Below are 19,357 nucleotides of genomic sequence, written 5' to 3'. Positions count from 1 at the left end.
GGGCCGCCCGGTGCGGCGACCAGTCGGAATCTGGCACTCCGCGTCACCACGCGAAAGATTCACTTATCTGCACTGCATAAACATGAAGACATCCGGTCAGGTAGGTGACCTACCGGAAACCCTCCCGACACGCACGGACGGCCAACTGGCCGACCCGAGGCGCTCAAGGCTTGCCGCCACGGAAACCCGGCCACGTCGCCGAGCCAACTGCGCGCGCCGCAGCGCGGCGCCGCCGGCGCCGGTTGCCGAGCCTGGATGGCGAGGCGACGGAGGGAGCGCCAGCGACCGGAGGAGCCGAGGCAGCCAGGTGAGGCAAGGCGCCGATCAGCGGCGACGCGCTCGCGCCAGTTAGCTGCGGTAGTCCGACCAGCGGTCGGGCTCGTCCTCCTGGACGTCGTCGACGTCCGAGGAGACCTCCCCGTGGAGCTCGCGGGCCAGAGCACCGAGATCGGTGTCGTGAGTCCGGTACTTCAGGTCGCGAGCGACCTTCGTCTGCTTGGCTTTCGCTCGGCCGCGGCCCATAAGGTCCAGCCCCCTCGCACACTTGGCCGGTTGCCCTTCCAGGGCCCCGGACTTCTCATCAGAGTCTCGTGGGGTCAACGCTACCTGCTCGGTGGCTGTTCCCGCACGTCAGGGGGCCGGAATGGACGCGGGTGTGCTCAGAAACTCACCAGCCGGGGTGCTGACCCACCAGCTCGACGCTCCCGGGGGCACCCGCGTCGGCCGAGACCTCGCCCGCGACCCAGGCGTCGACGCCGAAGTCGGCGAGGAGCGCGATGGCCGCGTCGACGGAGTCCGGGGCGGTGAGGGCCACCATCCCGACGCCGCAGTTGAGGGTCGCCTCGAGGTCGGGCTGGGAGACCTCGCCGACCTTGCGGACCAGGTCGAAGACGGGCGCGGGCGTCCAGGTGCCGCGGTCCAGGGTGGCCTTGAGGCCCTCGGGCATGACGCGCGCGAGGTTGTTGGCGAGACCGCCGCCGGTGACGTGTGCCATGGCGTGCGTCGCGGTCTCGCGGGCGATCGCCAGGCAGGGCTTGGTGTAGAGCCGGGTCGGGACGAGCAGCTCCTCGCCCAGGGTGTGGCCGAGCTCCTCGACCTGCCGGTCGAGCTCCCAGCCGGCGTGCGCGAAGAAGACGTGGCGGGCCAGCGAGTAGCCGTTGGAGTGCAGCCCGCTGGCGGCCATGGCGATGACGACGTCGCCCGCGCGGACGCGGTCGGCACCGAGCAGCGCGTCGGCCTCGACGACGCCGGTGGTGGCGCCGGCGACGTCGTACTCGTCAGGGGCGAGGAGGCCCGGGTGCTCGGCGGTCTCGCCACCGACCAGCGCGCAGCCGGCCTCGACGCACGCCTCGGCGATGCCCTTGACGATGGCCGCGATCCGCTCGGGGACGACCTTGCCGGTGGCGATGTAGTCGGTCATGAACAGCGGCTCGGCGCCGCACACGACGAGGTCGTCGACGACCATGCCGACCAGGTCGAAGCCGATCGTGTCGTGCTTGTCCATCTTGCGCGCGATGTCGACCTTGGTGCCGACGCCGTCGGTGGAGGTCGCCAGCAGGGGACGCTTGTACGCCGTGAGCGCCGACGCGTCGAACAGCCCCGCGAAGCCGCCCAGTCCCCCCAGCATCTCGGGCCGGCGGGCCTTCTCGACCCACTCCTTCATCAGGTCGACGGCACGGTCAGCGGCCTCGATGTCGACACCGGCCACGGCGTAGGCGTTGTCAGCCACTGGTCACTCCTCGGAACTGATGGATCAGGGGTTGTTGAAGACGGGCAGCGCCTCGCCGTGCGTCTGCGACGTCAGGCTGGCCTCGAGCAGGTGCTTGCCGAGCAGCGACTCGTCCGGCAGCGGGATCGGGTAGTCGCCGGTGAAGCAGGCGGTGCACAGCGACGACTTGGGCTGGCCGGTGGCGTCGACCATGCCGTCGAGGGAGATGTAGCCGAGGCTGTCGGCGCCGATGCTGGCGGCGATCTCGTCGGCGTCGAGACCGTTCGCGATCAGCTCGGCCCGGGTGGCGAAGTCGATGCCGTAGAAGCACGGCCACTTCACCGGCGGGCTGGAGATGCGCACGTGGACCTCGGCGGCGCCCGCCTCGCGGAGCATCCGGATCTGGGCGCGCTGCGTGTTGCCGCGCACGATCGAGTCGTCGACGACGACGACCCGCTTGCCGCGGATGACGTGCTCGAGCGCGTTGAGCTTGAGCCGGATGCCGAGCTGGCGCAGCGTCTGGCTGGGCTGGATGAAGGTGCGGCCGACGTACGCGTTCTTCACGAAGCCCTGGGCGTAGGGGATGCCGGACTCGGCGGCGTACCCGGTGGCGGCGGGGATGCCCGACTCCGGGACGGGGATGACCACGTCGGCGTCGACCGGGAACTCGCGCGCGAGCTGGGCGCCCATCGCGACGCGCGCCTCGTGGACGCTGCGGCCGGCGATGGTGGCGTCGGGACGGGCGAGGTAGACGTACTCGAACACGCAGCCCTTGCGGACCGGCTCGGCGAACTTGTGCGAGCGCAGGCCGGCCTCGTCGATGACGATGAGCTCGCCCGGCTCGACCTCGCGTACGACGGACGCACCGACCGTCGCCAGCGCCGCGCTCTCCGAGGCGACGACCCAACCCCGCTCCAGCCGGCCCAGGACGAGCGGACGGATGCCCTCGGGGTCGCGGGCGGCGTACAGCGTGCCCTCGTTCATGAACACGAAGCAGAACGCGCCCTTGACCTGGGGCAGCAGCTCCATCGCGCGCGCCTCGAGCGACTGGTCGGGGTGGTGCGCCAGCAGCGCGGTGACCAGGCTGGTGTCGTTCGTCGACGCCTCGAGGTTGAGCGCGTGGATGTCCAGCTCGCCGGACTCGCTGGGCAGGTCGAGGACCATCTGCGCGAGCTCGGAGGTGTTGACCAGGTTGCCGTTGTGGCCCAGGGCGATCGAGCCGTCGGCGGTCGGGCGGAACGTGGGCTGCGCGTTGTTCCAGGTGCTGGCACCGGTGGTCGAGTAGCGGCAGTGACCGACGGCGATGTGGCCCTCGATCGCCTCCAGGGTGTTCTCGTCGAACACCTGCGAGACCAGGCCCATGTCCTTGAAGACCAGGATCTGGCGGCCGTTGCTGACCGAGATGCCCGCCGACTCCTGCCCGCGGTGCTGCAGCGCGTACAGCCCGAAGTAGGTCAGCTTGGCGACGTCCTCACCCGGTGCCCACACTCCGAACACTCCGCACACGGTGAGCAGCCTACCGGCGGTCGCTCGGATGCCCGATTCGCCGGGACGTCATACGGACGGAGCCCCGCAACGCTCCGTCCGCATGACGTCCGAGATCAGTCGCCGCCCGCGAGGTTGCGAAGCATCAGGGCCTCGGCGAGGAGGACCCGCTCCCACTCGGCGAGGTGCAGGCCCTCGTTGGGGCCGTGGGCGCGGGTGTCGGGGTCCTCGACGCCGGTGACCAGCACGGAGGCCTGCGGGAAGGTCTCGAGGAACTCGGCGATGAACGGGATCGAGCCGCCCACGCCCATGTCGACGGGCGCGGTGCCGTCCCAGGCCTCGGCGAAGGCGCTCCGCGCGGCGTCGTACGCCGGCCCGTCGGCCGGGATCGCGATCGGCTCGCCGGTGTCGACGACCGTGGTCGAGAGCTGAGCACCCCACGGCAGGTGCTTCTCGAGGTGGGCCTGCAGGCGGGCCACGGCGTTCTCGCCGGTGTCGCCGGGGGCGATCCGGACGGTCACCCGGGCGCGGGCCATCGGCACCAGGGTGTTGGACGCGCCGGCCACCTTGGGGGCGTCGAAGCCGGTGACGGTGATCGCGGGCTGGGTCCACATCCGCTCCACCGTGGATCCGGTGCCGACCCACTCCAGGCCGGGGACCGCGCCGGACTCGGCGCGCAGTCGCTCCTCCGGGTAGTCGACGTCGGCCGCGGGGCCGCTGACCAGGCCCTCGATCGCCGGCGAGCCGTTCTCGTCCCACAGCGAGTTGAGCAGGCGGGTCATCGCCATGATCGCGTCGGGAGCCAGCCCGCCCCACATGCCGGAGTGGACGGCGTGGGTGAGGGTGCGGACCTCGACGTCGACGCGGATGAGCCCGCGCAGCGACGTGGTCAGGGCGGGGACGCCGATGTCCCAGTTGCCGGAGTCGGCGATGACGATGACGTCGGCCGCGAGCCGGTCCTGGAACTTGTGCAGCAGCGCCGGCAGGGTCGCGGACGCGACCTCCTCCTCACCCTCGATGAACAGCCGCAGCGTCACCGGCAGCTCGTCGCCGAACAGCCGCGCGGCGGCCAGGTGGGTGACGATGCCGGCTTTGTCGTCGGCGGCTCCGCGACCGTAGAGCCGCAGGTCGCCGTGGGCGTCGGCCCGCTCGGTGGGCTCCCACGGCGGGGAGTCCCAGTCCGCCGGGTCGTTCTCGGGCTGCACGTCGTGGTGGGCGTAGAGCAGCACCACCGGAGCACCCTCGGGGCCCTTCTTCTCCCCCACGACGGCCGGCGGGGCACCGTCGTACGCCCGCACGATCTCGGCGTCGAAGCCCTCTCCGCGGAACAGCTCCAGCGTCTTCTCCGCGCTGCGCTCGACCTGGTCGAGGCGGTCCGGGTCGGCACTCACGCTCTGGATGCGGACGAGGTCCTCCAGGTCGCGGCGGAGACCGGGGAGGAGCTCGGCGAGCCGGGCACGCAGGGCAGCGGGATCGGTGGTCATGGAGCCAACATATGCGGAGTCAGCGGGAGGTACGCCGACAGGTCGGTGCGCTCACCGCTCGCGGTCACCCGCGCACCGTCGAGGGCCTCCGCCCAGCCCAGCTCCCCCACCGCCAGCGCGATCCACGTCGCGGCGTCGGTCTCGATCACGGCCGGTGGGGTGCCGCGGGTGTGACGGACACCCTCGACGACCTGGACGGCGGCGTACGGCGGCACCCGTACCTCCACGGACCGTCCGGGCGCACGCTCCTCGAGGACGGCCAGGAAGTGCTTGGTGAGCAGGCGCAGGTCGGCGCGGTCGGCGGTGCCGGAGCGCCAGCGGGCGAGGGCGTCGGCGAGGTCCGCAGGGTCGGCGGGTCGGAGTCGAGCAGGCATCGGAGGTGATGGTGCCACGCGCCGGAGACACCGGTCGGCCACAATGTCCTCCATGCGACTTCGCCGAGCAGCCGTCCTGGCCGCCCTCGCCTGCGTGCTCCCCGCCCTCGCCGCGTGCGGGTCGAGCGGCACGCAGGTCCACGCCGGCGACGTCGTACCCGCGCGGGAGGCCAAGCAGTTCGCGAACGGGAAGCTGTCGACCCTCGCCACGCCGATCGGGACGCTGCGGATCCGCACCGGCAAGGAGGTCACCCAGCTCACCTCCGCCGACACCCACGAGCTCACCGCGCAGACCGCTCCGGCCGGCCTGACCTACCTGCCGGTGACCTGGAGCTACGAGCAGCGGACCACCCGGGTCTACTCCCGCTACGTCGCGACCACCGCCCTGCCGACCGTCGACGTGCGCGTCGGGAGCGGCTCCTACCGGCTCCCCTCGCCGGACCCGGCGCAGGGCGCGGAGTCGTTCTACGTCCTGGTCGACTCGGCCACCGACCACCCTCAGCTCGCCCTCACCTTCGACGGCGTCACGCAGACCGTCGACCTGGCCACCGGGAAGCGGCACGTCGGCCGGGCGCGCGGGCTGTACCACCTGTCCTACCGCACCGCGAAGGACACCGACTGCCCCTCGCCGCCATCGTGGAAGGAGACCGCGGTGTCCGCGGGCTCCTGTTCGTTCAAGGCACCGCTCCTGCTCCCGTACGCCGGAGGCCGCTGGGCGCGCCCCGGCCACGAGTGGCTCGTGATCGACGTCCGGACCAGGCTGTCGACGTACACGCGGGCGGGGACGACCCTGTTCTCGGGGGGCATCTACTACCCGCAGGGCGTGGCCACGACGTACCGGCTGGGCAAGCGCAGGCCCACCGAGGTCGTCAGGGCCGCGGACGACACCGATGCCTGCCCGGTGTCCCAGACCGGAGCGTGCAACTCCCACGCGGTGCTGATCTTCGACGCGAAGACCGCGTCCGCCACGCTGACGCTGCAGCAGCGCTACCAGCTCGTCCTCGGCAACGGCTGGGGCGGCTACTCCGGTCGCAAGCACACCACCGACGTCGGGACGCTGGAGATCCCGATCCGCGGCTGAGCCCGCTCAGGACGGCGTCAGAGCGTCTTGCGCACGGTGTGGGCACCGGCCGTGTCGGTCCAGCTCCCGTACGCGGTGGCGCTCCACGACGACCGCGGGGTCGCACCGAGCTTGGTCACTGACGCGGTGTAGGTGGTGGTGCGCGCGCCCGACAGCGCGGTTCCGTTCGTCCAGGTGGTGCTGCCGGACGTCAGGCTCGCACGCACCTGGGTGGGGGTCATCCGCCGGCCGGAAGCGGGCGTCAGCGTGAGCACCGACCGGATGTCGACGGCCGCGCGGTTGGTACGCAGGCGGAGGGTCACGCACGCGCGGCCGCTGGTCACCGTGGTGCACGTGGTGCCGTTGTCCTCCCAGGACGCGGCCCCGGCCGCCACCTCGGCGGTCCCGCCGCCGGGGAGGTTGAAGCTGCCGGAGTAGGTCCACATCCGACCGCTCCAGGTCGAGTACGTCGAGGTCCACGCGCTGGTCTGCCGGGCGCAGGTCTGGTTGGGGTCGCAGAAGTACTCGCCGCTGCCCATGTTGACGTTGTACGTCGCCGCCATCGTCGGCTGGAGCCACTGGCCGGCCGCCGGCGTGGCCGAGGAGCGGGCGCGGTAGTTGCCGGAGCCGTCCGTCCACACGGTCGCGCAGATCTGGCCGGCGTCGAGGTTCTTGCAGGCACGGTCGACCTGGGTCCAGGTGACGGCGTGAGCCGGCGCCGCCGGGAGGCACAGGACGACGACGAGCAGCGCCAGGGCGCGAAGGACGGACTTGTACGACATGGTTCCCCCGAGAGAAGCGGTGATGGTGCGGTGAGCCTAGACGAGTTTCCGGTCAGCCGAGTGCGGCCGGGAGCGTCGCGGTCCAGGCGTCGCGCAGCTCGGCGAGCGGCACGCTGAACTGACCCGCGACCTCCAGCGCGTCGCCACCGGTCCGGCCGATGACCACGGCGGGGACGCCGTGGTGGGACGCGGAGGCCATCAGCGACTCGACCGCGTCGGCCGGGACCGTGACGATCGCGCGGGCAGCCGACTCGGCGAACAGACCGAGGAAGGCGTCGCCCTCCAGCTCGATCGTCGCGCCGATGCCGCCGACCATGGCCGCCTCGGCGAGCGCCTGGGCGAGGCCGCCGTCGGACAGGTCGTGCGCGCTGGTGGCGGTGCCGACCAGGTCGCGCAGCAGCGCGGCGAGGTTCTGTTCGGCGGGAAGGTTGACCGCCGGCGGGCGGCCGCCGAGGTGCCCGTGCACGACGTGCGCCCATTCCGAGCCGGACAGTTCCTCGTGGGTGCTGCCGAGCTGGACGACGACCTCGTCCGCGGCCTGGAACGCCGAGGGGGTACGCCGGCGCACGTCGTCGATCACGCCGAGCACAGCCACCACCGGGGTCGGCAGGATCGCCGTCTCGCCGGTCTGGTTGTAGAGGCTGACGTTGCCGCCGGTAACCGGGACCCCGAGCTCCAGGCAGGCGTCCTTGAGACCGCGGCAGGCCTCGGCGAACTGCCACATGACCGCGGGGTCCTCGGGCGAGCCGAAGTTGAGGCAGTCGGAGACCGCGAGCGGGGTCGCGCCGCCGGTCGCCACGTTGCGGTAGGCCTCGACGAGCGCGAGCTGCGCGCCGGCGTACGGGTCCAGCTTGGCGAAGCGACCGTTGCAGTCGGTGGCGATGGAGACGCCGAGGTGGGTCTCCTCGTCGATCCGTACCATGCCGCTGTCGGACGGCTGGGCCAGGACGGTGTTGCCCTGGACGTAGCGGTCGTACTGGTCGGTGATCCAGGACTTGTCGCACAGGTTCGGGCTCGCGACGAGCTGCAGCAGGGTGGCGCGGAGCTCGTCGCCCGTGGTGGGCCGCGGGAGGCGCTCAGCGGCGTCGGCCTGCAGGGCGTCCTGCCAGTCGGGGCGGGCGAACGGGCGCTGGTAGACGGGACCGTCGTGGGCGACGGTGCCCGGGGGCACGTCGACGACGGTCTCGCCGTGCCAGGTGATCTCCAGGCGACCGGTGTCGGTGACCTCGCCGATCGCGACGGCCTCGACATCCCACTTCGCGCAGATCTCCATGAACCGGTCGAGGTGGGCGGGCTCGACGACCGCCATCATCCGCTCCTGGCTCTCGCTCATCAGGATCTCCTCCGGCGAGAGCGTGGAGTCGCGCAGCGGGACCAGGTCGAGCTCACAGCGCATGCCGCCGTCGCCGGCCGAGGCCAGCTCCGTGGTGGCGCAGGACAGGCCGGCACCGCCGAGGTCCTGGATGCCGTTGACGACCTTGGCCGCGAAGAGCTCGAGGGTGCACTCGATGAGCAGCTTCTCCATGAACGGGTCGCCGACCTGGACGCTGGGCCGCTTGGCGGGGCCGTCGGCGTCGAAGGTCTCCGAGGCCAGCACGGAGACACCGCCGATGCCGTCGCCGCCCGTGCGGGCGCCGTACAGGACGACGAGGTTGCCCTTGCCGGTCGCGTTGGCGAGGTGGAGGTCCTCGTGGCGCAGCACGCCGATGCAGCCGGCGTTGACGAGCGGGTTGCCCAGGTACGTCGCGTCGAAGACCGCCTCGCCGCCGACGTTCGGCAGGCCCAGGCAGTTGCCGTAGCCGCCGACGCCCGCGACGATCCCGGGCAGCACGCGGTGGGTGTCGTCGGCGTCGAGCGGGCCGAAGCGCAGCGGGTCGACCACGGCGATGGGCCGCGCACCCATCGCGATGATGTCGCGGACGATGCCGCCGACACCGGTGGCCGCGCCCTGGTAGGGCTCGACGTACGACGGGTGGTTGTGGCTCTCGACCTTGAAGCTGACGGCGTAGCCCTGGCCGATGTCGATGACGCCCGCGTTCTCGCCGATGCCGGCCAGCATCGGGCCGCGGACCGTCTCCTGGGGGATCTCGGAGAACTGCTTGAGGTGGACCTTCGAGCTCTTGTAGGAGCAGTGCTCCGACCACATCACCGAGTACATCGCCAGCTCGGAGCTGGTGGGGCGGCGGCCGAGGATCTCCTTGATCCGCGCGTACTCGTCCGCCTTGAGACCGAGCTCGGCCCAGGGCTGCTCCCGGTCGGGGTCACCGGCCGCGACGGCGACGGTGTCGAGGGTGGGTCGGGCGGTGTCTACGGACGTCTCGGCCACGCCCCGATCCTATCGGTGCAGGGGCGTGGCCCTCGAAACGGTGAGCAGCCTCGGACTAGGAGTCCAGGGCGCCGTTGGTGAGCTGGTCCACCACGTCCTTGTCCAGGTGGTCGAGCAGGGTGTTGCCGTAGTCCACCACCGTGCCGATCGGGTCGAGCCGGTAGCCGCCGTCGACCTTGTCGAGCACCACCGTGATGTCGTGGAAGCCGAGCAGGCCGAAGGCGGGGACGTCGCTCATGCAGCCCTGCTGGGTGGAGGTGTAGCCGTAGGCATCCGTGGAGGTCCCGTCGACGCACCCGCCGGCGCTGATGGTGGCCTTGAACGACTCGGGGTCGCCGTTGTCCGAGGTCGCCGAGCCGGAGAACACGGCGTGCTGGATCGCGGCGCGCACCTTCCCCCCGCCGATGTCTTCGGCCTGCACCTGGACGCCGTCGACCTCGATCCGCGTGCCGTCCGCGTGCCGGTCCAGGGCGTCCTGCATCCACGAGACGTAGGGCAGCATCGGCCGGACCAGCGCGGGGTCGAAGTTCGCCAGCAGGGTGGAGATGTCGCGGCCGTTGATCGCGTCGGCGAGCTTGCCGAAGGTGCCCTCCGGGGTGCTCGAGACGATCGCGGCCGGCGGGTGGTCGGCGGCCTTCCAGTCCAGCGAGTCGGCGGGGTCGCCGGATCCGGCGTACACGTGGGAGTAGGCCTGGTAGAGGCCGGTGCCGATCAGGGTGACGTACCAGCGGCCGTCGACCTTCTCGGTCACCACGGTCGGGTCGACGTCGGCCTGGTCGGCGAGCTCGGTGAGGCTGCCGGTGCGGGTCTCGGCCGGGACGAGCTCACCCAGCGAGGCGAGCTTCGACGCGAGCTTGGAGGGGTCCCAGCTGGCCGTGTAGCTGCCGCCGGCGACCGTCACCCGGGCGAAGCCGCCGTTGTAGATGTCGGTCTTCACCTGCACGTCGCTCACCTTGACGCTGATCGCGTCGGTGATGCCGTTGCCGTTGCTGACGTCCACCTCGCGCAGCTTGGTGCGGAGCTTCTGGGCGAGGCCGGTGATGCCGTCGACCTCGGCCGGGGCGACCACGTCGAGAAGCGCCACCGAGTCCTGCGACGCGATCGCGGCGACGGCCTTGGTGACGGCCTCGTCCGGCGAGGACGCGCCGCCCGAGGAGCGCAGCACCGACCAGACGACGAGACCGCCGGCGATGAGCGCGAGGACGATCGAGGCCGCGACCCCGAGCAGCACGAGGCGGCGGCGGTTCGTGGGCGCGGGCGGGACCGGCGCACCGAAGGGTGCGGTCGGCGGCGCCATCGGCGGCGGCATCATCGGCGGGGCCATGGTCGGCGGGGCCGGCGGAGGCGGCGGCGCGGCGGCGTACGGCGTCCCGCAGGTGCGGCAGAACCGATCGGACGCGTCGCCCTGCTGAGCATCGCAATTATTGCACTGGACCATGAACTCTCTCCCCGATGTCAGCGCGTCCCCCGACGCGAACGACCCACACCCTCACCACGTCCAGGACCTCCCCGGACGCTCCACACACGATCCCCACCAGCGACAGCCACGCGGCCGCGCCGAGCCGGTCCGGCCAGGCGGACAGCTTCGCGAGCAGCACGCAGATGACGACCGTGGCGACGAGCCCCACGACCATCCGCGGGACCCGGACCCACCACGACGGCCACCAGGCCAACGCCAGCACGAGAGCCCCGCACAACGCGGGGATCATCGTCAGCCACGCCGCCGACGCGGGCACCGACGGCACCACGCCGTCCCGGATCAGGCCGGCCGCGTCCAGCAGCGAGGAGTGCGAGAGCAGCCCGTGCGAGGTCCAGGGCACAGCGATCGCCACCAGCCACAGCACGGCCGCCCCAGCACGGAGGAGTGCTGCGGCGACCGCGGCCGGCGCGATGGTCTGGCTCACGGAGGGGACTCTAACCAGCCGAGACCCTCGTGAATCTCAGGTCATGCGAGCCTCAGCCGAATCTCCTGTCACCACGGTGGATCGGCGCAGGATCTCGCGTCCGATCCGAACTACAACGATGTAGTTCGCCGCGATGCCTGTTACTGATGTGAAAGTTGTGGTTATCGTGACGAGCCGCTTCCCCGACGTACTGGAGCCTTCCATGCTGGCCCGACGCTCAACGGTCCTCCGTGCGAGCCTGACGACCCTGACCGCCCTGCTCGCCCTCACGGCCCTGCTCGTGACCCAGCGCAGCGACCCCGCACCGCTCCGGTTGAGCGCCACCACGACCAACCCGGTGACGCCCGGCGACTTCCGTGGCTACGGCTTCGACCAGTGCTCGGCTCCCTCGCAGACCGCGATGAACGCGTGGATGCAGAGCTCGCCGTTCCTCGCGGTCGGCATCTACATCTCCGGCAACTCCCGGGCCTGCCGCAGCCAGCCGAACCTGACCCCGTCGTGGGTCAGCACCCAGCTGGCAGCCGGTTGGAAGCTGCTCCCGATCACGCTCGGCCCGCAAGCGTCGTGCAACCCGCGCTACCCGCGCTACTCCCCCTCGATCGACCCGACCATCTCGCCCAACCCGGGCGCCGAGGGCCGCTACGGCCAGGCGCGCAACCAGGCCCGGGACGAGGCGGCCAAGACCGCCGCCGCCGCGTCCGCGCTCGGCATCACCCGCGGCAGCACGCTCTGGTACGACCTGGAGTCCTTCGACACCAGCCGCACCGCCTGCCGCGAGTCGGCGCTGTCGTTCCTCAGCGCCTACACCGATGCGCTCCACCGACTGGGCTACGTGTCAGGCGTCTACTCCAGCGCCGGGTCGGGCATTGCCATGCTGGACCAGGTGCGGACCGACCGCCCGTCGGCATACACGTTGCCGGACGCGATCTGGCTCGCCCGGTGGGACGGTCGGGCGAACACCTCGACGACGTACATCTCGGACGCGGGGTGGAACCCGCACCGCCGGGTGAAGCAGTACCAGGGCGGCCACGACGAGTCCTGGGGCGGCGTGCGGATCAACATCGACCGCGACTTCGTCGACCTGGGCCGCGGCGCCTACGCGCCGGTGCAGCGACCGTGCGGCGGGATCAGCCTCGACCTCACCAGCTGGCCGACGCTGGACCCGGCCAGCGCCACCGCGCAGCACCCCGCCCAGGTCAAGGTGCTGCAGTGCATGCTGCGGGCGCGGAAGTACTACAGCGGGAACGTCGACGGGCGCTACACGACGGCCACGATCGCCGCGCTGCACCACTGGAAGACCGACCACGGCTTCGGCACGGCCGACCACGGCCGGCTGACCCGGCGGGTGTGGGTCGCGTTCCTCGCGGCGGGAAAGACCCCCACGCTGAAGGTCGGCTCGGCCGGTCTCGACGTACGACGGCTGCAGCGGACCCTCGACGCGGCGTACCCGCTGCGGCAGCTGCCGGTCACCGGCATCTACGACCCGGGCACCCAGGCGACCGTGAAGACCTACCAGTCCGACCGAGGCCTCAAGCCGACCGGGATCCTCACCGCGCCGGCCTGGGCCCTGCTGATCAAGGGGCAGTCGTAGGGCTGAGGACCCCGTCCGCGAGCACCTCGAGGAGGGGGCGGATGGCGGCGGTGGGCAGCTCGGACTGATCGGCCACCGTCGCCACGCCTCCCACGAGCCGGGCGAGCTGCACCTCGTCGACGTCCGGGCGCAGCGCGCCGGCCGCGGCGAGGTGCTCGAGCACCCGCCGGTTGGAGCGGACGAGCGCCTGGCACTTGGTGCGGATCGGCGAGTCGTCGTTGCCGATCGCGGAGGTGAGCTTCGCCGGGCCGCCCTTGTGCGCGGAGATCAGCTCGACATAGGTCTCGAACCAGCGGAGCAGCACGTCACGCGGCGAGCCCTCGTGGGCGATCGCCTTGTCGGTGGCGTCGCCGACCTTCTCGACCCACGCCTGCATCATCGCGTCGATGAGGGCGTCGCGCGACGGGAAGTGACGGTAGAGAGTGCCGGGACCGACGCCGGCCCGCTTCGCGATCTCGTCGAGCGGGGCGTCGTACCCCTTCTCCTTGAAGACCTCGCGCGCGGTCTCGACGATCCGGTCGTAGTTGCGCTGGGCATCGGCGCGCACCGTCGTACCTCCTGATCCGGGAAAACCACTTGCCAAACGGAGAGACTCTCCGTATCGTTCCTGTTGAACCGGAGATTACCTCCACTTCATCGGATCCGGTTAACCGGAGTGACTCTCCACCCACTGTACGACGGCCCACCCGGCCAGGAAAGAGACGGCTACCCGCATGTCTGCCACCCTCAGCGCCGATCGGCGCTCACCCGCGGCACCCGCCGCGGACTCACCCAGCACGGCCTCGCGGGGCCTCGGGCTGGGCATCTTCCTCGTCCTCCTCGCCCAGCTGATGCTGGTGCTCGACGCGACGGTCGTGAACGTCGCCCTCCCCCACATCGCCACGGACCTCGACTTCAGCCCGGCCGGGCTGTCGTGGGTGCTCAGCGGCTACACGCTGGCCTTCGGCGGGCTGCTCCTGCTCGGCGGCAGGCTCGGTGACGTCTTCGGTCGCCGACGGCTGTTCCGCCTCGGCCTCGCGACCTTCACGATCGCCTCGGCCGTCGGCGGCCTCGCCCCGACCGCGACCGTCCTGGTCGTGGCCCGCGGCCTGCAGGGCGTCGGCGCGGCCCTGGCCGCCCCGTCGGTCCTCGCGCTCCTCACCACCAGCGCCCCGAACGAGTCCGCGCGCAACCGCGCGCTGGCCGCCTTCACGGCCGTCTCGTCCGGCGGTGGCGCCCTCGGGCTGATCCTCGGCGGGCTGCTCACCGACTCGGTGTCCTGGCGCTGGACGCTGTTCATCAACGTGCCGATCGGCATCGTGGTGCTCAGCCTCGTCGGACGGTACGTCGGCGAGACCGACCGCCGGCACGGCCGGTTCGATGTCATCGGCGCGATCGCGTCGACCGGCGCGGCCGTGTCGGTGGTCTGGGCGCTGATCGGCGCTCCGGAGCACGGCTGGGGCTCGCCCCGCACCATCGGCGGACTCGTGCTCGGCGCGGTGCTCTTCGTGGTGCTCGCCGTGACGGAGACCCGGGTCGCGCACCCGCTGCTGCGTCCGGGTCTGCTGCGCAACCGTCGGCGCGTGGCAGGACTCGTCGCCATGGCCTGCATGTACGGCGCGATGCTGGCGATGTTCTTCGTCATGGTGCAGCTGCTCGAGGACGGCCTGGGCTACAGCCCGCTGCGCACCGGCCTCGCGTTCCTGCCGATGCCGCTGTCGATCTTCGGGCTGTCCCGGGTCACGCCCCGGCTGGTGGCGCGCTTCGGCCAGGTCCCGTGGATCGTGTTCGGCACGCTCGGCATCACGATCGCCTTCACCCGCCTGGCGTTCCTGCCCGACGGCGCGGGCTACTGGGGCGGAGCGTTCCCGTCGATCCTCCTGCTCGGCCTGTCGGCCGGCATCACCTTCATGCCGATCACCTCGCTGGTCCTGCTGGGCGTCGAGCCCGAGCACGCCGGGGCCGCCTCGGGCCTGCTGCAGACCATGCAGCAGCTGGGCGGGTCGGTCGGCCTGGCGGTCGTGGCCTCGACGTACGCCGCGCACCAGGTGGCCAGCAGCTTCCTGGTGGGTGCCCGCTACGGGTTCGGCGCGGCCGCGATCATCGGCGGGCTGGCGTTCCTCGCGGCGCTGACCCTGCTGGCCCGGCGGCCCGCGCTGGCCGCCTGAAAACCCGTCGCACCTGGCGTTCTGGCTCGAATTCCACGGAATTCCCGACCAGAACGCCAGGTGCGACGTACGTCAGGCGAACGCCTTCTCGACCAGCGAGGTGAAGAAGCCGAGCCCGTCGGTGCCGGAGCCGGTGAGCTCCTCGACCGCGTGCTCGGGGTGCGGCATCAGGCCGACCACGTTGCCGCGGTCGTTGGTGATGCCGGCGATGTCGTCGAGCGAGCCGTTCGGGTTCATCTCGAGGTAGCGGGCGACGACCTGGCCCTCGCCCTCGAGGCGCGCGAGGGTCTCGGCGTCGGCGACGAAGCCGCCCTCGCCGTTCTTGAGGACGATGCGGATCTCCTGGCCCTTGGCGTACGCCGAGGTCCAGGCGGTCTCGTTGTTCTCGACCCGGAGCAGCTGGTCGCGGCAGACGAACTTGCGGTGGTCGTTGCGGATCAGCGCGCCGGGCAGCAGGTGCGACTCGCAGAGGATCTGGAAGCCGTTGCAGATGCCGAGGACGGGCATGCCGCTCTGGGCAGCCGAGATGACCTCGGTCATGACCGGCGCGAACCGGGAGATGGCACCGCAGCGGAGGTAGTCGCCGTACGAGAAGCCACCCGGGAGGATGACCGCGTCGACGCCCTTGAGGTCGTGGTCGCCGTGCCAGAGCGCGACCGCCTCGTTGCCGCCGATCCGGACCGCGCGCTGCGCGTCGACGTCGTCGAGCGTGCCCGGGAAGGTGACGACGCCGATCCTCACTGCTCGACGCTCACGGAGAAGTTCTCGATGACCGTGTTGGCCAGGAAGGTCTCGGCGAGCTTCTCGACCGCGGCGAGCACCGCGTCGGTGACCTCCGCGACCTCCAGCTCGAACCGCTTGCCCTGGCGGACATCGGTGACGCCGTCGAAGCCCAGTCGCGGGAGGGCGCCGAGGACGGCCTTCCCCTGCGGGTCCAGGATCTCCGGCTTGGGCATGACGCTCACAACGACTCGGGCCACGGCGTACATCCTAGGAAAGCGATAGCGTTCGGCCACCATCGAGGCCCACTTTTGGAGGCACCATGACCAGCGACCGCGAGCTCCGCGCCGAGATCACCATCGACGCCCCCGCCGCGGCGGTCTGGGCGGTCATCACCGACACCAAGGCGCTGGCCGAGATCAGCCCCGAGCTGATGGCCATGACGCCGCTGCGACGAGGCGGTTTCCGCGTGGGTCAGCAGTACGTCGGCTGGAACCGACGCAAGGGCGTCATCTGGCCGACCCGCAACGTGGTCACGGCGGTCCAGCCCGAGAAGCTGCTCGCCTGGGACACGAAGAGCAGCGGCGCCCGGTGGATCTACGAGCTGACCGCGGAGGGCAGCGGCACCCGGGTCGTCCAGCGCCGCCCGGTGCCGCACCGGCTCACCCTGCTGAGCCGGCTGTTCGCCCCGCTCGCCCTCGGCGGCTCGGAGAACCACGCCGACGAGCTCGAGGCCGGCATGGCCGAGGGTCTGGCGCGGATCAAGGCCCGCGTCGAGGCCTGACCGACCTCTGCCGAGGCAGACTGGGGGCATGAGCAACCCACGCGTCACGTCCGCCCTGGCCACGGCCCGCTTCAAGCTGGAGTTCCCGCAGTCGCTGGCGACGTACGACGACTACGCGGCGGCCCAGCGCACCGTTGACTTCCTCTCCGACGAGGGCTTCCCCGTCGAGAACTGCATGATCGTCGGCACCGACCTCAAGCAGCTCGAGCGCGTCACCGGCCGACTCACCACCGGCCGGGTCGCCGCGGCCGGGGCGATGTCCGGGCTGTGGTTCGGCCTGTTCGTCGGCGTGCTGTTCTCCTTCTTCGGCACCGGCAGCGCCCTGGCCGCGATCCTCACGACGATGGTGTTCGGCCTGCTCTTCGGGCTGATCTGGTCGCTCGTCGGGTACGCCGCCACCCGTGGCCAGCGCGACTTCTCCTCGGTCACCCAGGTGCTGGCGACCCGCTACGAGGTGCTCGTCGAGCACAAGGTGGCCGCTCAGGCCCGCGAGCTCCTCGCGAGGCTGCCGGGGGCGCTGCCGAACCCCTTCGCCTGATACCACCGGCCCCATCTGTCGCAGGAATCCCCGGTTGACCGGTGATTCCGTCACTTGTCGGGTGTTGCAACACCCGACAAGTGCAGGAATCCCCGGTTGACCGGGGATTCCTGCACCCCGTCAGACCAGCTCGCGCTTGAGGATCTTGCCCGTGGCGGTCATGGGGAGGGAGTCGACGATGGCGACCATCCGGGGGTACTTGTACGCCGCCATCTGGTCCTTGCTCCACGCGACGAGCTCGTCCTCGGTGATCGACTGACCCTCAGCGAGGATCACGAACGCCTTGACCTCCTCGCCGTGGCTGTCGTGCGGGACGCCGACGACGGCGGCGAGCGAGACCGCGGGGTGGGTCATCAGGACCTCCTCCACCTCGCGCGGGTACACGTTGTAGCCGCCGCGGATGATCATGTCCTTGGACCGGTCCACGATGTAGTAGAAGCCGTCCTCGTCGCGGCGGGCCAGGTCGCCGGTGCGGAACCAGCCGTCCTTCATGACCTCGGCGGTGGCCTCGGGGCGGTTCAGGTAGCCCTTCATCACGAGGTGGCCGCGGACCGCGAGCTCGCCGACCTGGTCGGCGCCCTCGACGGTGTTCCAGTCGGGGTCGACGAGCTTGACCTCGACACCCCAGATCGGGACGCCGATGGAGCCCGGCCGGGGGTCGCGGTCCGGGTCGGAGAAGGTGGCGACCGGGGAGGTCTCGGACAGGCCGTACCCCTCGAGGACCTGGACGCCGAGCTTCTCCTGGACCTGCTTGATGATCTCGACGGGCAGCGCGGCGCCGCCGGACACACCGCGCCGGAGGTTCTTCGCGATCCGCTCGACGTCGACACCGTCGCCGAGCGCGTTGAGGATGCCCCACCACATGGTCGGGACGCCTGCGAAGAACGTGATCGTCTCCTTCTCCATCAGGCCCACCACGGCCTCGGCGTCGAAGCGCGGCACCAGGTAGAGCGTCGACGCCATCGAGAAGCCGGCGTTCATCTGGACCGAAGCGCCGAAGGTGTGGAACAGCGGCAGCGCCACGATGTGCGCGTCCTGGGCCGGCGACGAGCCGAACAGCCGGTTGCAGGTGAGGGCGTTGAGCACGAGGTTGGAGTGCGACAGCTCGGCACCCTTCGGCTGCCCCGTCGTACCGGAGGTGTAGAGGATCACGGCGGTGTCGGTCTCCACCGTCGCCACGGACTCGAAGACCGGCGGCTGGTTGCCGACCGCCTGGCCGAAGGTGGTCGCACCCTCGATGGAGGACGCCGCGAACGGGTCGGCGGTGATGAGGAAGAACTCGGTGCAGCCGTCGACCTGGTTGAAGCCGTCCCAGCCCTCCTGGCCGATGGGCAGCTCCGGCGAGCCCTCGAAGCAGAAGTACGCCTTCGCGCCGGAGTCGGTCAGGTAGTAGGCGACCTCGCGGCCCTTGTTGAGCACGTTCATCGGCACGATGACCGCGCCGGCCTTGAGCGCGCCGTAGTACACGATCGGGAAGTACGGCAGGTTCGGGCAGCTCAGCGCGACCTTGTCGCCGGGCTGGATGCCGCGCGAGACCAGCAGGTTCGCGACCTGGTTGGCGGCCGCGTCGACCTGGGCGTAGGTGAGCCGGAAGTCACCGAGGACCAGGGCTTCACGGGTGGGGTAACGGCGGGCGCTGTCCTCGAGGAAGACCGACAGGTTGTACATGTCGGCCAACCTAGCGCCGGGTGACGGGTCGTCGCACCGTGCACGGCACCAAAGACGACGGGCCCGGGGTTGTGTCCGCCCACAAGGCCGGCCGCCGTCATCGCGGCAGCGGTGTGTCGGCCTCCAGGTTCACGCCGTACGTCGCTGCCTGGGTGCTCATCTGCGCGGTGATCAGGTCGGTCAGCACCTCCTGCACCTCCGCGTCGGAGAGGTGCTGGGGCTGGTGCTGGGCCCAGTCGGCCACGACGGCCCGCACCTGGCCGATGACACCGGCGAACAGCAGCCGGACCCGGGCGAGCTGGTGGGCGTCGAGCTCGACGCCGAACCCGCGGGCGATGCCCTGGTTGAGCCGGGCCAGCCACTCGGCGTACTCGGCGATCGCGAGGGACAGCTCGCTGGGCCGGCCGTCGCCGACCTCGCGCTCGACGAGCACGTGCAGCGCCGGGTGGTCGCGCACCCACGCGACGGTCTCGCCGACGAGGGCCCAGACGAGATCGCCCAGGGTCGCGGCGTCGTCGACCGGCCCGAGGATCCGCCCGAAGGCGCTCTCCAGGACGTCGGCCTGGACGGCGCGGAGCAGCCCGTCGCGGCCACCGAAGTGGCGCTGCACGACGGTGCGCACCAGGCCGGCGCGCTCGGCGACGTCCTGCAGGGTCAGCTCCGCGCCCGGCGGGGCCTCCGCGACCACGGCGACCGCGGCGTCGAGGATGTGCCGACGCCGCTGACCGCGGTGCTCGTCCCAGCGCGCGTGCCGGCCGTCTCGCCCCTCCACGCCGGGAATCCTTC

19 protein-coding genes are annotated in these 19,357 nt (G+C 71.3%); 5 read left to right on the top strand and 14 right to left on the bottom strand.

The genetic code is table 11. From position 1 onward, the window contains the following. Positions 1-348 precede the first annotated feature (348 nt). From ACYVAQ_RS05380 to ACYVAQ_RS05360, 5 genes are all read right to left on the bottom strand, one after another. Positions 349-522, bottom strand: coding sequence for a DUF3073 domain-containing protein (locus ACYVAQ_RS05380; RefSeq protein ID WP_460787455.1), 174 nt, complete (start codon positions 520-522; stop codon positions 349-351). 145 nt (positions 523-667) lie between these two features. After that, the gene (gene purM, locus ACYVAQ_RS05375; RefSeq protein ID WP_460787454.1) at positions 668-1,729 is read right to left on the bottom strand and encodes a phosphoribosylformylglycinamidine cyclo-ligase; all 1,062 of its coding nucleotides are present in this window, start codon (positions 1,727-1,729) and stop codon (positions 668-670) included. A 24-nt stretch (positions 1,730-1,753) separates the two neighbouring features. Next, the gene (gene purF, locus ACYVAQ_RS05370; protein ID WP_460787453.1) at positions 1,754-3,214 is read right to left on the bottom strand and encodes an amidophosphoribosyltransferase; all 1,461 of its coding nucleotides are present in this window, start codon (positions 3,212-3,214) and stop codon (positions 1,754-1,756) included. A 95-nt stretch (positions 3,215-3,309) separates the two neighbouring features. Further along, entirely contained in the window at positions 3,310-4,677 is a 1,368-nt protein-coding gene (locus ACYVAQ_RS05365) for a M20/M25/M40 family metallo-hydrolase (RefSeq protein ID WP_460787452.1), read from the bottom strand. Then, entirely contained in the window at positions 4,674-5,051 is a 378-nt protein-coding gene (locus ACYVAQ_RS05360) for a sterol carrier family protein (RefSeq protein ID WP_460787451.1), read from the bottom strand. The genes ACYVAQ_RS05365 and ACYVAQ_RS05360 overlap by 4 nt, the downstream gene beginning before the upstream one ends. A gap of 52 nt (positions 5,052-5,103) precedes the next feature. On the opposite strand from ACYVAQ_RS05360, the gene ACYVAQ_RS05355 reads away from it, so the two are divergent. Further along, positions 5,104-6,132 (top strand): hypothetical protein, encoded by a 1,029-nt coding sequence (locus ACYVAQ_RS05355; RefSeq protein ID WP_460787450.1) that lies wholly within the window; start codon positions 5,104-5,106, stop codon positions 6,130-6,132. A 17-nt stretch (positions 6,133-6,149) separates the two neighbouring features. Here the strand turns inward: ACYVAQ_RS05355 and ACYVAQ_RS05350 are convergent, their stop codons facing one another. The 4 genes from ACYVAQ_RS05350 to ACYVAQ_RS05335 are packed head-to-tail and all read right to left on the bottom strand — an operon-like array spanning position 6,150 to position 11,123. Next, the gene (locus tag ACYVAQ_RS05350; RefSeq protein WP_460787449.1) at positions 6,150-6,893 is read right to left on the bottom strand and encodes a hypothetical protein; all 744 of its coding nucleotides are present in this window, start codon (positions 6,891-6,893) and stop codon (positions 6,150-6,152) included. Between the two features lie 52 nt (positions 6,894-6,945). Then, complete coding sequence (gene purL, locus ACYVAQ_RS05345; protein ID WP_460787448.1) at positions 6,946-9,219, bottom strand: phosphoribosylformylglycinamidine synthase subunit PurL; 2,274 nt, start codon at positions 9,217-9,219, stop codon at positions 6,946-6,948. Positions 9,220-9,274: 55 nt separating this feature from the next. Continuing rightward, on the bottom strand, positions 9,275-10,657 hold the full coding sequence (locus ACYVAQ_RS05340) for a hypothetical protein (RefSeq protein WP_460787447.1): 1,383 nt from the start codon (positions 10,655-10,657) through the stop codon (positions 9,275-9,277). Then, on the bottom strand, positions 10,641-11,123 hold the full coding sequence (locus ACYVAQ_RS05335) for a hypothetical protein (RefSeq protein WP_460787446.1): 483 nt from the start codon (positions 11,121-11,123) through the stop codon (positions 10,641-10,643). The genes ACYVAQ_RS05340 and ACYVAQ_RS05335 overlap by 17 nt, the downstream gene beginning before the upstream one ends. A gap of 202 nt (positions 11,124-11,325) precedes the next feature. Here ACYVAQ_RS05335 and ACYVAQ_RS05330 point away from each other — a divergent pair, with 202 nt between their 5' ends. Then, the gene (locus ACYVAQ_RS05330) at positions 11,326-12,714 is read left to right on the top strand and encodes a glycoside hydrolase domain-containing protein (RefSeq protein WP_460787445.1); all 1,389 of its coding nucleotides are present in this window, start codon (positions 11,326-11,328) and stop codon (positions 12,712-12,714) included. On the opposite strand, the gene ACYVAQ_RS05325 is transcribed toward ACYVAQ_RS05330, so the two are convergent. Continuing rightward, complete coding sequence (locus ACYVAQ_RS05325; RefSeq protein WP_460787443.1) at positions 12,698-13,261, bottom strand: TetR/AcrR family transcriptional regulator; 564 nt, start codon at positions 13,259-13,261, stop codon at positions 12,698-12,700. The genes ACYVAQ_RS05330 and ACYVAQ_RS05325 overlap by 17 nt on opposite strands. A gap of 166 nt (positions 13,262-13,427) precedes the next feature. On the opposite strand from ACYVAQ_RS05325, the gene ACYVAQ_RS05320 reads away from it, so the two are divergent. Next, positions 13,428-14,861: an MFS transporter gene (locus ACYVAQ_RS05320; RefSeq protein ID WP_460787442.1), complete on the top strand. Its 1,434-nt coding sequence runs from the start codon at positions 13,428-13,430 to the stop codon at positions 14,859-14,861. 72 nt (positions 14,862-14,933) lie between these two features. Here ACYVAQ_RS05320 and purQ read toward each other — a convergent pair whose 3' ends face one another. After that, the gene (gene purQ, locus ACYVAQ_RS05315) at positions 14,934-15,602 is read right to left on the bottom strand and encodes a phosphoribosylformylglycinamidine synthase subunit PurQ (RefSeq protein ID WP_460787441.1); all 669 of its coding nucleotides are present in this window, start codon (positions 15,600-15,602) and stop codon (positions 14,934-14,936) included. Next, a complete protein-coding gene (gene purS / locus ACYVAQ_RS05310; RefSeq protein ID WP_460787440.1) occupies positions 15,599-15,841 on the bottom strand; it encodes a phosphoribosylformylglycinamidine synthase subunit PurS in 243 nt (80 codons plus the stop codon). Before purS ends, purQ begins: the two co-directional genes overlap by 4 nt. 62 nt (positions 15,842-15,903) lie before the next feature. On the opposite strand from purS, the gene ACYVAQ_RS05305 reads away from it, so the two are divergent. Beyond that, positions 15,904-16,365, top strand: a complete 462-nt coding sequence (locus ACYVAQ_RS05305; RefSeq protein WP_460787439.1) for an SRPBCC family protein — start codon at positions 15,904-15,906, stop codon at positions 16,363-16,365. A 28-nt stretch (positions 16,366-16,393) separates the two neighbouring features. Next, the gene (locus tag ACYVAQ_RS05300) at positions 16,394-16,903 is read left to right on the top strand and encodes a YflT domain-containing protein (protein ID WP_460787438.1); all 510 of its coding nucleotides are present in this window, start codon (positions 16,394-16,396) and stop codon (positions 16,901-16,903) included. A gap of 120 nt (positions 16,904-17,023) precedes the next feature. On the opposite strand, the gene ACYVAQ_RS05295 is transcribed toward ACYVAQ_RS05300, so the two are convergent. Then, positions 17,024-18,571 carry a long-chain-fatty-acid--CoA ligase gene (locus ACYVAQ_RS05295; RefSeq protein WP_460787437.1) on the bottom strand — a complete coding sequence of 516 codons (1,548 nt, stop codon included), beginning with the start codon at positions 18,569-18,571 and terminating at the stop codon, positions 17,024-17,026. Positions 18,572-18,668: 97 nt separating this feature from the next. After that, positions 18,669-19,343, bottom strand: coding sequence for a TetR/AcrR family transcriptional regulator (locus tag ACYVAQ_RS05290; protein ID WP_460787436.1), 675 nt, complete (start codon positions 19,341-19,343; stop codon positions 18,669-18,671). Positions 19,344-19,357 lie beyond the last annotated feature (14 nt).

The sequence above is a fragment of the Nocardioides maradonensis genome (assembly GCF_054777115.1).
Note: the sequence above shows the minus strand (reverse complement) of the source record. Positions and strands in the feature narration are given on the sequence as shown.

Excerpts from the sequence above, each read along its gene's own strand:
- ACYVAQ_RS05380 (WP_460787455.1), bottom strand. The coding sequence starts at position 522 with ATGGGCCGCGGCCGAGCGAAAGCCAAGCAGACGAAGGTCGCTCGCGAC.
- ACYVAQ_RS05365 (WP_460787452.1), bottom strand. The coding sequence starts at position 4,677 with ATGACCACCGATCCCGCTGCCCTGCGTGCCCGGCTCGCCGAGCTCCTC.
- ACYVAQ_RS05360 (WP_460787451.1), bottom strand. The coding sequence starts at position 5,051 with ATGCCTGCTCGACTCCGACCCGCCGACCCTGCGGACCTCGCCGACGCC.
- ACYVAQ_RS05355 (WP_460787450.1), top strand. The coding sequence starts at position 5,104 with ATGCGACTTCGCCGAGCAGCCGTCCTGGCCGCCCTCGCCTGCGTGCTC.
- ACYVAQ_RS05350 (WP_460787449.1), bottom strand. The coding sequence starts at position 6,893 with ATGTCGTACAAGTCCGTCCTTCGCGCCCTGGCGCTGCTCGTCGTCGTC.
- ACYVAQ_RS05340 (WP_460787447.1), bottom strand. The coding sequence starts at position 10,657 with ATGGTCCAGTGCAATAATTGCGATGCTCAGCAGGGCGACGCGTCCGAT.
- ACYVAQ_RS05330 (WP_460787445.1), top strand. The coding sequence starts at position 11,326 with ATGCTGGCCCGACGCTCAACGGTCCTCCGTGCGAGCCTGACGACCCTG.
- ACYVAQ_RS05320 (WP_460787442.1), top strand. The coding sequence starts at position 13,428 with ATGTCTGCCACCCTCAGCGCCGATCGGCGCTCACCCGCGGCACCCGCC.
- ACYVAQ_RS05305 (WP_460787439.1), top strand. The coding sequence starts at position 15,904 with ATGACCAGCGACCGCGAGCTCCGCGCCGAGATCACCATCGACGCCCCC.
- ACYVAQ_RS05300 (WP_460787438.1), top strand. The coding sequence starts at position 16,394 with ATGAGCAACCCACGCGTCACGTCCGCCCTGGCCACGGCCCGCTTCAAG.
- ACYVAQ_RS05295 (WP_460787437.1), bottom strand. The coding sequence starts at position 18,571 with ATGTACAACCTGTCGGTCTTCCTCGAGGACAGCGCCCGCCGTTACCCC.